Origin of the sequence: Microbacterium sp., from assembly GCF_011620715.1 — a bacterium.
In the GTDB taxonomy this organism is placed as follows: domain Bacteria; phylum Actinomycetota; class Actinomycetes; order Actinomycetales; family Microbacteriaceae; genus Microbacterium.
Genome location: NZ_WOYP01000030.1, coordinates 28144 through 39418 on the forward strand (window position 1 = coordinate 28144; position 11275 = coordinate 39418).

Annotated in this window: 11 protein-coding genes; 5 read left to right on the forward strand and 6 right to left on the reverse strand. The window is 68.2% G+C overall.

The window, feature by feature from the left end:
• The 3 genes from QZV84_RS03265 to QZV84_RS03275 all read right to left on the reverse strand — a co-directional run.
• Nucleotides 1–3469, reverse strand: a 3469-nt coding sequence (locus tag QZV84_RS03265; protein WP_292825234.1) for an efflux RND transporter permease subunit, incomplete at its 3' end; no start/stop codon positions are given.
• A 179-nt stretch (nt 3470–3648) separates the two neighbouring features.
• Nucleotides 3649–4023, reverse strand: a complete 375-nt coding sequence (locus QZV84_RS03270) for a CrcB family protein (RefSeq protein WP_292825237.1) — start codon at nt 4021–4023, stop codon at nt 3649–3651.
• Complete coding sequence (locus QZV84_RS03275) at nt 4020–4466, reverse strand: CrcB family protein (protein WP_292825240.1); 447 nt, start codon at nt 4464–4466, stop codon at nt 4020–4022. The genes QZV84_RS03270 and QZV84_RS03275 overlap by 4 nt, the downstream gene beginning before the upstream one ends.
• Before the next feature lie 189 nt (nt 4467–4655).
• Here QZV84_RS03275 and QZV84_RS03280 point away from each other — a divergent pair, with 189 nt between their 5' ends.
• The 3 genes from QZV84_RS03280 (at nt 4656) to QZV84_RS03290 (ending at nt 6451) form a co-directional block, all read left to right on the forward strand.
• Nucleotides 4656–4820 carry a hypothetical protein gene (locus QZV84_RS03280; protein ID WP_292825243.1) on the forward strand — a complete coding sequence of 55 codons (165 nt, stop codon included), beginning with the start codon at nt 4656–4658 and terminating at the stop codon, nt 4818–4820.
• 138 nt (nt 4821–4958) lie between these two features.
• The gene (locus QZV84_RS03285; RefSeq protein ID WP_292825246.1) at nt 4959–5843 is read left to right on the forward strand and encodes a DUF4097 family beta strand repeat-containing protein; all 885 of its coding nucleotides are present in this window, start codon (nt 4959–4961) and stop codon (nt 5841–5843) included.
• On the forward strand, nt 5843–6451 hold the full coding sequence (locus QZV84_RS03290) for a PadR family transcriptional regulator (RefSeq protein WP_292825249.1): 609 nt from the start codon (nt 5843–5845) through the stop codon (nt 6449–6451). The genes QZV84_RS03285 and QZV84_RS03290 overlap by 1 nt, the downstream gene beginning before the upstream one ends.
• A gap of 11 nt (nt 6452–6462) precedes the next feature.
• Here QZV84_RS03290 and QZV84_RS03295 read toward each other — a convergent pair whose 3' ends face one another.
• Nucleotides 6463–6999: a universal stress protein gene (locus QZV84_RS03295; RefSeq protein ID WP_292825252.1), complete on the reverse strand. Its 537-nt coding sequence runs from the start codon at nt 6997–6999 to the stop codon at nt 6463–6465.
• A gap of 162 nt (nt 7000–7161) precedes the next feature.
• Here QZV84_RS03295 and QZV84_RS03300 point away from each other — a divergent pair, with 162 nt between their 5' ends.
• Both QZV84_RS03300 and QZV84_RS03305 read left to right on the forward strand, forming a co-directional pair.
• Entirely contained in the window at nt 7162–7338 is a 177-nt protein-coding gene (locus tag QZV84_RS03300) for a DUF3073 domain-containing protein (protein ID WP_292825255.1), read from the forward strand.
• 102 nt (nt 7339–7440) lie between these two features.
• Complete coding sequence (locus tag QZV84_RS03305; protein ID WP_292825258.1) at nt 7441–8568, forward strand: carboxylate-amine ligase; 1128 nt, start codon at nt 7441–7443, stop codon at nt 8566–8568.
• 3 nt (nt 8569–8571) lie between these two features.
• On the opposite strand, the gene purF is transcribed toward QZV84_RS03305, so the two are convergent.
• On the reverse strand, nt 8572–10032 hold the full coding sequence (purF, locus tag QZV84_RS03310) for an amidophosphoribosyltransferase (protein ID WP_292825261.1): 1461 nt from the start codon (nt 10030–10032) through the stop codon (nt 8572–8574).
• A 5-nt stretch (nt 10033–10037) separates the two neighbouring features.
• Entirely contained in the window at nt 10038–11150 is a 1113-nt protein-coding gene (gene purM, locus QZV84_RS03315) for a phosphoribosylformylglycinamidine cyclo-ligase (protein ID WP_292825333.1), read from the reverse strand.
• Nucleotides 11151–11275 lie beyond the last annotated feature (125 nt).

Consider the following 11275-nt stretch of genomic DNA (forward strand, 5'->3'; position numbering starts at 1 on the left):
CGTCATCCGACAGTGGCTCTGCGTCATCCGACAGTGGCTCGTCGTGCGCGACGCCCTCCGGCGACTGCTCCGGTTCCTCGGCGGCATCCTGCTCGACGGCGCCGGCATCCGACTCGGTGGTCTCGGGCACATCGGCGCTTTCATCGGTAACCGGTTCGAGGTCCGTGATCGCGGCCGACAGGTCGGCTGAGGCATCGTGCTCCGGCATCTCGATGTCAGGGCCCTCCTCGATCGGGGGCACCTCGACCTCGGCGGCATCCGTCGCTGCCGTACCGGCGGCGGCCTCACGGGCGCGCAGCTCGCGACGGGTGAGCACAGGGGCGGCCGCACCAGCGGCGCCCGCGCCGACGAGCACCGGCTCGAGCGCTCCGGCTGCGGCATCCGCACCGCCCGTGCGACGCAGGGTGCGACGCTCCTTCGCACCCTCGACGAGGTTGTACAGCGTCGGAAGCACGAGCAGAGTCAGGATCGTCGAAGACACCAGACCGCCGATCACGACGATCGCCAGGGGCTGCGAGATGAATCCGCCCTGTCCGGTGATACCCATGGCCATCGGGGTCAGCGCGAAGATGGTGGCCAGCGCCGTCATGAGAATCGGGCGAAGTCGACGCGACGCGCCGGCGACCGTCGCTTCGTGCGCGGACAGACCTCGCACACGGTACTGGTTCACCAGGTCGACGAGCACGATCGCGTTCGTCACGACGATGCCGATGAGCATGAGCACGCCGATCAGCGACGCGACCCCGAGCGGCACGCCCGTGATGATCTGCAACAGGATCGCGCCGGTGGCCGCGAACGGCACCGAGATCAGCAGCAGCAGCGGCTGGCGGAGCGACTTGAAGGTGGCGACCATCACGATGTAGACGATCAGGATCGCTGCGAGCAGGGCCAGGCCCAGCTGCGCGAAGGCATCCTGCTGCTGCGAGACCACGCCGCCGATCGAGGCGTCGGCGGCGTCGGGCAGGGCGACGTCCGCCAGCGCGGCCGTGACCGACGCGGTCGCCACCGTCAGGTCATCGGTGGCAGGCGTGACGGTGACCGTCGCGGTGCGCTGACCGCTCGCGGTCGTGATCGAGGTCGGGCCTTCGCTCTCCTCGACAGTGGCGACGTCCGCGAGGGGGATCGGGCCGGTCGCGCTGGGGATGCTGAGCTGGCGCAACTCCTCGATCGTGGCGGGAACCTCCGATGCCGCGAGATAAACGGTGAGCGAGGTGTCGTCGATCTCGACGGTGCCGATCCGCTGCGGCTGCATCGTGCTGGACACGAGCGCTCCGACGGCGACTTCGGACAGACCGAGTGACGCGGCCTTGTCGGCGTCGACGACCACCGCGATGTACGGGAGCGACGCCGAGAGGTTGCTGGAGACCTGGCCCACGCCATCGTCTCCGGTCACCGCGGTCACGACGTCGTCCGTCGCCTCCTGCAGCGTCGCGGAGTCGGGTGCGGTGACATCGATCTCGATGTCGCTGGAGCCGAACCCACCTGCGGCGCTGGAGACCGTGATCGTCCCGGCGTCGTCGAGCGCGGCCACAGCGGCCTGGACCTCTTCGCGCAGGGCGACCTGGTCGGCGTCGGGGTCGGTCGTGATCGAGTACGTGATTCCGCTGCCCCCGCCGGCGAACGCATCGCGCAGCGCCGATCCGCTCGAGCCGATCGAGACCTGCACCGTCTCGATGCCGTCGATGTCGAGCAGAATCGCCTCGACCTCCTGCGACGCGGCATTCTCCGCCTCGAGGCTGGGCGCAGCGCCGATGTCCTGCGTCATGGTGAAGGTGTTCTGACCGGAGTCGCCGAGGAAGTTCGTCTTCATCAGCGGTGCCAGTGCTGCGGTGCCCGCCAGCACGAGCACGGCCAGCAGCAGGGTGACCCAGGAGTGCTTCAGCGTCCAGCCGAGAATCGGCAGGTACCCCTTCTGCAGTCGGCTCGGCGGCGCCTCGGGGGCTTCGGGGTCGACCTGGTTGCCGGTCGCGTCGAGGATCGGCTTTCCGGGCCGCAGGAACCAGTACGCCAGCACCGGGACGATCGTCAGCGCGACGAACAGCGACGCTGTCATCGCGATCGTGACGGTGAGTGCGAACGGACGGAACAGCTCACCGGTCACGTCGCCGACGAACGCGATCGGCAGGAACACCGCGACGGTCGTGACGGTCGACGCCGTGATGGCCGAGGCGACCTCGCGCACCGCGCGCAGGATCGACGGCAGCTTCTCGGCGTCGCCGACGTAGTGCCGCTTGATGTTCTCGATCACGACGATGGAGTCATCCACCACACGACCGATCGCGATCGTCAGCGCACCGAGCGTGAGGATGTTGAGCGAATACCCGAACGCCTGGATGCCGATGAACGTGATCAGCACGCTCGTCGGGATCGAGATCGCGGTGACGAGAGTCGCACGCACCGACAAGAGGAAGATCAGGATCACGATCACCGCGAACAACAGGCCGAGCAGCCCCTCCTCCGCGAGCGCCTCGATCGACTGCTGAATGTAGGGAGCCTGGTCGAAGACGACCGTGAACTCGGCCCCTCCGATGCTGTCTTCGAGGCCGGGGAGCACCGCGAGTACGCCCGTGGACACCTCGACGGTGTTCGCCGACGGAAGCTTGGTGACCGCGATCGTCAGGGCCGGCTTGCCGTCCACCCGCGAAATCGTCGTGACCGGATCCTGGTTCTGCTCGACGGCCGCGACATCCGCGATCGTGATCGCTCCGGCCTGGAACTGCGCGGCGGTCGACGGCACGAGCGGAAGCGCCGCGATCGCGTCCACCGACGTGATCTTCGTGCCGGTCTGCACGGTGAGGGTCTGGTCGTTCTCGGTGATCTTGCCGCCGGGGAACAGCACGCCGTTCTGGTCGAGCGCGTCGCGGATCGCCTGCTGGGTGTACCCGGCCGCCGCCAGGGCCGCCTGGTCGGGCGTGATCGTGACCCGCTGACCGACGCCGCCGACGATCTGAGCGGCGTTGACCCCCTCGACGTCCTCGAGTTCCGGGATGACGGAAGCCTCGAGCTGCGCCTGGATCGTCTGCTCGTCGTCGTAGCCGGTGACGGCCACCTGGATGACCGGGAAGTCGTCGATGCTCGCGGAGATGACATTCGGCTCGACACCCTCGGGCAGCTGCGCCTTTATCCGGTTGATCGCCTGATTGATCTTCTGCTCGGCGGTCGCGAGGTTGGTGCCGTAGGTGAAGGACGCCTGGATGATCGACGCGTTCGTCGTGCTGGTGGCCGACGTCGATTCGAGACCCGGAACGCCCTGGATCGCGGTCTCGATCGGCACCGAAACATCGTTGCTGACGACCTCGGGTGACGCGCCCGGGTAGGTCGAGACGACGACGAGCTGCGGGAACTCGATCGAGGGGATGAGCTCCTGCTTCAGGCTCGTCAGCGCGAGAGTTCCGAAGATCGCGGCGACGATGGTGACGAGGGCGATGAGCGCACGGTTCTTGAGGCTCAGGACGGCAAGGTTGAACACGGTGGCCTTCACTGTGGTGCAGGTCGGATGCCCGGGTGAGATCGCCGGGTCGTGTGATGCCGCAGAAACCCCTGCGACGGATACGTGGATGTATCGGGGTTTCAGTATCCCATGCCCGATCTGCGCCATCGCCAATCGAGGCGCAATCCCGGGAAATCCCCTCTCGACGGGTCTGGGGTCTAGACGAGGTTCCCGAGCGCGAGCCCGGCAGCGGCCGCCGAGACACCGAGAACCAGCGTGCCCAGTGCGTTCGTCCAGCCTCTTCGGCTCTCGCCGGTCCGCATGAGCAGCACTGACTCCACCGATACGGTGCTGTAGGTCGTGTACCCGCCGAGCAGGCCCACGCCGAGCACCCACGAGAGGTCGCTGTCGACCATTGCCGTGCCCAGTCCGGTGAGCAGGCCGAGGGCGAACGAGCCGGTCACGTTGACCAGCAGAATGCCGAACGGCAGGCGCGCCGGCTTGCCGCCGACCACGAGCACGTCGACGACGTAGCGCAGTCCCGCACCCGCGCCGCCGGCGAGGGCCGCTGCGACCAATGCCCAAGCGCTCACTCGGCGGCCTCCGGTCCGCGGGATCCGCCGGATCCGGCGGATCCCGCGGCTCGCTGTGTCAGGCGCAATCCGAGCGCGGCCGCGGCGAGACCGAGCAGCACCGAGACCACGGAGAGCGCGATGCCGGCCAGAGGGGCGGGTGCGAGGAGCCCCGCGGTCTGCACCGCGAACGCGCTGTACGTGGTGAACCCGCCGAGCACCCCGGTGCCGAGGAAGGCGCGGGTGAGCGGATGCCGATCACCGAGTCCGCCTACGACGATGCCGAGCACGAACGATCCGACGATGTTCACGCCCGTCGTCGCAGCCGGCAGTGCGAACGAGCCCGGTGCGGCATCCTGCGCCGCGAGCGGCAGGAGCAGCAGCTCCCGCAGCGCGACGCCGATCACGCCGCCGGTGACGACCACGCCCAGCATCCGGGCACGGAAGACGGGTGGGCGCGGCACGCCATCACCCTATTGCGTCAGCCGACGAGCAGCCGCTGGATCACGCCGTCGGGCCTAGCACCGGCGATCGCCGCTCGTCAACCCCCTACCACGCTTCGGCGGGTGGGTGCCATTGTCTTGTCCGTGCCTCCCGAGGCATCCGGGTCGCGCCAACCTCGCAGATCCCGGCGACAGAAGGAGAACCCTCCCATGAACCTCGCCCTCATCATCATCATTGTCATCGCCGTGATCCTTGCGATCTTCGGTGGATTGAACTCTGCGTTGAACTGGCTCCTGTGGGTCGCGCTCATCGTCGGTGTGATCGCCCTGATCGTGTTCCTGTTCCGTGTCATCAGCGGCAGCCGCCGTACCTGAGGGCAGGTTCAGGCCGCTGCACCGTGAGTCGAGTCGGTGTCAAGACTGATGTCTTGACACCGACTCGCGTTATATCGTGTTATCCTGGGATCCATCGCGATATATCGCGAGCTACGGCCTCAGGAACGGAAGCTCACAATGACTCTCGAGAAGTGGATCATCCACCCGGGCGAAACCCGCGTCATCGACATCGAAACGGTGCGCAAGCTCAAGGTCGGCCTCGTCGGAGGTCAGATCGACGTGATCGGCCACGACGAACCGGGCGCGCGCATCGAGGTGCATGGCGTCACCATCAAGGACCTCCGCATCGAGGTCACCGGCGACGTGGTCGAGATCGACCACCCGCAGCTGCGCTGGGACAACTTCCTCGAGGTGTTCCGCAACTTCGGCGCCGGCGGCCCGAAGGCCGAGATCAGTGTCGCGGTACCCCGCGAACTCGCGCTCACGCTCGGCGTGGTCAGCGCCAGTGCGCTGGTGTCCGGCATCCGCCGCGATGCCCGCCTGAACACGGTATCGGGCGACATCATCGTCGACGGATTCACCGGCGATCTGACGGTCAACGCGGTCTCGGGCGACGTGCAGATTCGCGAGCTCGTCGGCTCGCTCAGCGCGAACAGCGTATCTGGCGACGTCGCGGCGACCGGGACCCTGCGCAAGGCCACGATCGACACCGTGTCGGGCGCAATGCTCGTCGACTCGGCCGGCGACGCCCACCAGGTCGCACTGAACACAGTGAGCGGCAATGCCACCGTGCGCCTCGATGACACCCTGCCGGCCAATTACGTCGTGCGCAGCGTCAGCGGGCGCGTGCAGATCGACGGCGTCGTGCGCTCGCGTCAGGGCGCCGGCCCGACGACCAACTTCACCGGTTCGACCGGCGAGCTCAGCGGGTCTTTCGTCGATGTGCGCGCCAATTCCGTTTCGGGCGATGTGACCGTGCTGCGCCGCGCCGGCGCCCCGGCCGACGCGTTCACCACGACGACGGATGCCGCGCACGGCGCCATCGCCGACGAGGAGTGGTGATGGCGCCCGTCTTCTCGCATGGAGACCTGCGCCTCTACCTGCTGAGCCTGCTCGAGGAGGGGCCGCGCCATGGCTACGACCTGATGCAGGCGCTGTCCGACCGCACAGGCGGCACGTACACGCCCAGCGCCGGCACGATCTATCCGCGCCTCGCGAAGCTCGAGGAGGAGGGCCTGGTCACCAAGAGCGTCGACGGCCGCAAGACGGTCTACGAGATCACGGAAGCCGGCCGCGCCGAGGTGGCCGCCCGCGCCGGTGACCTCGAGGGTATCGAGGCGGGTCTCACCGATTCGGTGCGCCTGATCGCCGACGAGGTGCGCGGAAGCGTGCGCGCGGCCATGAAGAGTCTGCGCGCCGACCTGGCCGCGGCGACGCGCGACGAGCGGGCGACCGCGAACCAGACGCCGCCCGCCGAGGGTCCGCGCATGGCCAGTCGCGAGCAGGTGCACCGGGCGGATGCCGCGATCAACGAGTTCCGCGCACAGGTGCGCACCGATCTGCGGTCGCACGTCGCCCGCGGGGGCGAGCTGGCGGCATCCGTCGTCGACGACCTCACGACGGCTCTCGACGACATCGCGCGCAGCATCACGCGTTCGCTGCGAGGCTGACCCGGAGGGGCTCAGCTCGGCCAGACCTCCTCGTCGTCCGCCACCGGCTCGCCCAGCGGGATGACCAGGATCGGCCGCTGCTGGCGGTGCGCGAGGCGTGCGGCCACAGAGCCGGTGAAGAACTCGCGGATCGACTCGCCGATTCCCCGCTTGCGGGTGCCGACGACGAGCAGCCGGGCGTCGACCTGATCGGCGAGTCGATTCATCGCCATGGCCGGGTCGCCGACGAGCTGCCTGACGCTCCAGTCGACCTCCCGGCCCTCGAGGACCGTCGCCGCCTCGGCCCGGACGATCGCGAGGTCGCTCTCACCGGCCGTCACGTTGATGTCGATGGGGGCGGTGTGCACGTAGCCATCGGGATCCTCGAACGTCACGAACCGCGTGACATCGACGTGGGCCACCACGAGAGGGGCGTTCAGCAGCTTCGCATACCGGGCCGCCTCCTTGACGACACGGGTCGGCAGACCCGGAACCACTCCCACCAGAACAGCGCCGTGCAGTACCACCGCATCTGGTGCGTTCTGGTCATCGGGTGCGTGATCCGACATGCGTCATCGCCCTTTCCGTCCCAGGTCGAGCGGTCTGCGACCAAGGGCTCCGTGTTATCCTGAATTCTACTCTTACCGGCCTCGAGCCGGTTTCGTGAATGCCCGGGTCGACGCGGCGAACAGCCCCGCACCACCCGTTACTCAGAAATGAGGGGGTCTCGCATGGGGCGTGGCCGTCAGAAGGCGAAGCACACCAAGATCGCTCGCGAACTCAAGTCCTACAGCCCGAGCGTCAACTACTCCGCGCTGGAGAAGGAACTGGGTCATCCGGACGACGAGCAGTACGTCGACAAGTGGGCCGATCAGTACGCCGACGAATACGAGGACGAGAAGGCGTAACCCGCCGCCTCGGCTCACGGGCACGTGCCCTGCGCCGTCGTCCCCTCCGCCGAGTCGTCCCCTCTGCTGAGCGCCGATACAGGGCAACGGAAAGAGGCCTCGATGGAGCGACCGGCGTTCACCATGGGGATAGAGGAGGAGTACCTCCTCGTCGATCGCGATTCCCGGGCACTGGGCGTCGCCCCGGAGGGCTTCCTCGAGGATTGCCGCGCCGACCTGCAGGATCAGGTCAGCCCCGAGTACAAGAAGTGTCAGGTCGAGATCGGCACACGGGTGTCGCAGAACGTGGGTGAGGCCCGCGACGACCTGCTCCGGCTGCGCTCCACGATCTCGCATCATGCCGCCCGCTACGGTCTCGCACCGATCGCGGCATCCTGTCACCCGTTCTCGGACTGGAAGCACCAGCACCACACCGACAAGGAGCGCTATCGCGGGCTGGAGAGGGATCTCGCCGGGGTGGCCCGGCGTCTGCTGATCAGCGGCTGCCATGTGCACGTCGGGATCGGCGACAATGCGCTGCGTACCGACCTGCTGCGTCAGATGCCGTACTTTCTGCCGCACCTGCTGGCGCTGTCGACGTCATCGCCGTTCTGGCAGGGCGAGGACACCGGGCTGGCCTCGTACCGCATCTCGGTGTTCGACAACCTCCCGCGCACCGGCCTGCCACCGGACTATCAGAGCTGGGCGGAGCTGCAGCGGTCGGTCGGAGTACTCGTGGACCTCGGCGTCATCGAGGACTCCTCGAAGATCTGGTGGGACATCCGCCCGTCGCACCGGTACCCGACGCTCGAGACGCGCATCATGGACGTCTCGCCGCGCGCCGAGGACGCCCTCGCGCTGGCCGCCGTGACGCAGTGCCTGCTGCGGATGCTGTGGCGGCTGCGCATCCGCAATCAGCGGTGGCGGATCTACGACCGATTCCTGATCGGCGAGAACCGCTGGCGCGCCCAGCGCTACGGGGTGACCGAAGGTCTGATCGACTTCGGCGCGAACGAGATCGTTCCGTTCCCGCAGCTCATCGCCGAGCTCGTCGAGATGATCGCAGAGGATGCCGATGCCTTGGATTGCCGGGCAGAGGTCGAGCGCGTGGTCACGATCGCCACGGCCGGCACCTCCGCCCAGCGTCAGCGCGCCGTCGTCGCGGCGGCGACCGCCGCGGGTGCCGATCAGGATCAGGCCATGACGGCCGTCGTCGATCACCTGATCGAGGAGTACCACCACGACCTGTGACGTTCAGGACTCCTGGGTGCCCTCGACCCAGGCGAGATACTCCTCGGAGACCGTGCCGGTGATGTAACGGCCGTCGAAGCAGCTCATGTCGAGGTCATCGATGTCCGAGCCCTCGAGGATCGCCGCCTTGAGGTCTTCGACCTCCTGGTAGACCATGTAGTCCGCCCCGAGCTCCACGGCGATCTCGGGGATCGTGCGTCCGTGCGCGACGAGTTCGTGGCGCGAGGGCATGTTGATGCCGTAGACGTGCGGGTAGCGGACGGGCGGAGCGGCCGAAGCGAACGTGACGCTCTTGGCCCCGGCATCCCGCGCCATCTGGATGATCTCCTTGCTGGTCGTGCCGCGCACGATCGAGTCGTCGATCAGCAGGACGTTCTTGCCCTTGAACTCGCTCGACATCGCGTTGAGCTTCTGGCGCACGCTCTTCTTGCGCACCGCCTGACCGGGCATGATGAACGTCCGCCCGATGTAGCGGTTCTTGTAGAAGCCCTCGCGGTACTCGAGGCCGAGCTTGCGCGCGACCTGCATCGCGGCCGGCCGCGCGGAGTCGGGAATCGGCATGACGACGTCGACCGTGCCCTTGGGCGTGTATTTCGCGATCGTGTCGGCGAGGCGCTCGCCCAGCCGCAGCCGCGCCTCGTAGACCGAGATGCCGTTCATGATGGAATCGGGGCGGGCCAGGTACACGTACTCGAACGAGCACGGGACGAGCTTCGGGTCGGTCGCGCACTGCTTCGTGTGCAGGTGCCCGGCGACATCGACGAACACGGCCTCACCCGGAAGCACGTCGCGCACGACCTCGAAGCCGCCGTTCTCGAGCACGAGCGACTCGGAGGTGACGATCCACTCGTAGGAGCCGGCATCGGTCTTGCGTGTGCCGATGATGAGGGGACGGATGCCGAACGGATCGCGGAACGCGAGCAGGCCGTATCCCGCGATGAGCGCGATCGCCGCGTACGAGCCCTCGACGCGCTCGTGCACCCGCGAGACCGCCTGGAAGACCTGCTCGGGGTCGAGCTCGATGCCCGAGATCGAGGCCTGCAGCTCGTTCGCGAGCACGTTCACGAGCAGTTCGGTGTCGCTGCTCGTGTTGAGGTGCCGCCGGTCGGTGTGGAACAGCTCGTCGGTGAGCTCACGGGTGTTCGTGAGGTTGCCGTTGTGCACGAGCACGATGCCGTAGGGCGCGTTGACGTAGAACGGCTGTGCCTCTTCTTCGCTGGATGCCGTGCCCTTCGTGGCGTAACGCACGTGGCCGAGCCCGATCTCGCCCAGCAGCGCCCGCATGTCCCGCGTGCGGAAGGCCTCGCGCACCTGTCCCTTGGCCTTGGCGATGTGGAAGATGCCGCTGGCTTCGGCCGTCGCGATCCCGGTCGAGTCCTGCCCGCGGTGCTGAAGGAGAAGGAGCGCGTCGTAGATCTCCTGGTTGACCGAGCCCTGCGCGACCATTCCGACGATGCCGCACATGGGATCTAGTTCGCCCCGCCGTCGCGGTACGTGCCGACCAGGCGCACTGCTCCGCCGTCCACACCCTTGGCGCCCTGCTCGAAAGCGCCGTGCGCGTGGTCGGGGAGTGCTCCATCGTGCACCGTGCCGATCTGCCAGGTCGAGATGCCGTCCTGGCCCAGAGCGGATGCGGCGGCACCCGCCTTCTCGGCCGCGACGATGGCCACGAAGCCGATTCCGAGGTTCCAGGTGCCTTCGGTCGCCTCGAGGTCGAGTTCGCCGAGGTCCGCGAGAACGCGGAACACGGGGTGCGGCGACCACGTCGAGCGATCGACCTCGACCCACGTGCCCTGTGGGAGCACGCGGGCGAGGTTCGCCGCGATGCCGCCGCCGGTCACATGACTGAGTGCATGGACGCCGTTCGGGATGCCGGCGATCAGGCGCAGCACCGGCGAGGCGTACAGGCGGGTCGGTTCGAGCAGCGCCTCGCCCCACGTCCCACCGAATTCGGCCGCGTTGTCGCCGTACTGGATGCCGGCGCCGGTCACGATGTGGCGCACGAGGGAATAGCCGTTCGAGTGCAGACCGCTGCTCTCCAGCGCGAGGACGACATCTCCGGCCCGCACGCGGTCGGCGCCCAGGATGCGGTCAGCCTCGACCACGCCTGTCGCCGCGCCCGCGACGTCGTAATCGTTGATGCCCAGCAGACCGGGGTGCTCGGCGGTTTCGCCGCCGACCAGCGCGGTGCCGGTCTCGGCGCAGCCGCGGGCGATGCCCCCGACGATGTCGGCGATGCGCTCGGGGAAGACCTTGCCGCACGCGATGTAGTCGGTCATGAAGAGGGGCCTGGCGCCCACCACGACGATGTCGTCCACGACCATGCCTACCAGGTCGAGCCCGATCGTGTCGTGCTTGTCGATCGCCTGGGCGATCGCGACCTTCGTGCCGACGCCGTCGGTGCTCGTCGCGAGCAGCGGGCGCGTGTAGCCGCGAAGGGCGGAGGCGTCGAAGAGCCCCGCGAACCCGCCGACGCCGCCCAGAACCTCGGGTCCGTGGGTGCGCCGCACCGCGGACTTCATCAGCTCCACCGCGAGGTCGCCGGCGGCCGTATCGACCCCGGCTGCGGTATAGGGATTCACGGTGCCGCTTCCAGACCAGGAAGGGGCGTCGTGGGAGGGTGAGACCACGCCCCCAGCCTACCGGTGAGCGGGCAAGCCGGATTCCCGCGGTGCGAGCGCGGGGCCGCGCGGTGCGGGCGCGGTGC

Coding starts and splice junctions, on each gene's coding strand:
- QZV84_RS03280 (WP_292825243.1), top strand. CDS start 4,656: ATGAACCTCGCCCTCATCATCATCATTGTCATCGCCGTGATCCTTGCG.
- QZV84_RS03285 (WP_292825246.1), top strand. CDS start 4,959: ATGACTCTCGAGAAGTGGATCATCCACCCGGGCGAAACCCGCGTCATC.
- QZV84_RS03290 (WP_292825249.1), top strand. CDS start 5,843: ATGGCGCCCGTCTTCTCGCATGGAGACCTGCGCCTCTACCTGCTGAGC.
- QZV84_RS03295 (WP_292825252.1), bottom strand. CDS start 6,999: ATGTCGGATCACGCACCCGATGACCAGAACGCACCAGATGCGGTGGTA.
- QZV84_RS03300 (WP_292825255.1), top strand. CDS start 7,162: ATGGGGCGTGGCCGTCAGAAGGCGAAGCACACCAAGATCGCTCGCGAA.
- QZV84_RS03305 (WP_292825258.1), top strand. CDS start 7,441: ATGGAGCGACCGGCGTTCACCATGGGGATAGAGGAGGAGTACCTCCTC.
- purF (WP_292825261.1), bottom strand. CDS start 10,032: ATGTGCGGCATCGTCGGAATGGTCGCGCAGGGCTCGGTCAACCAGGAG.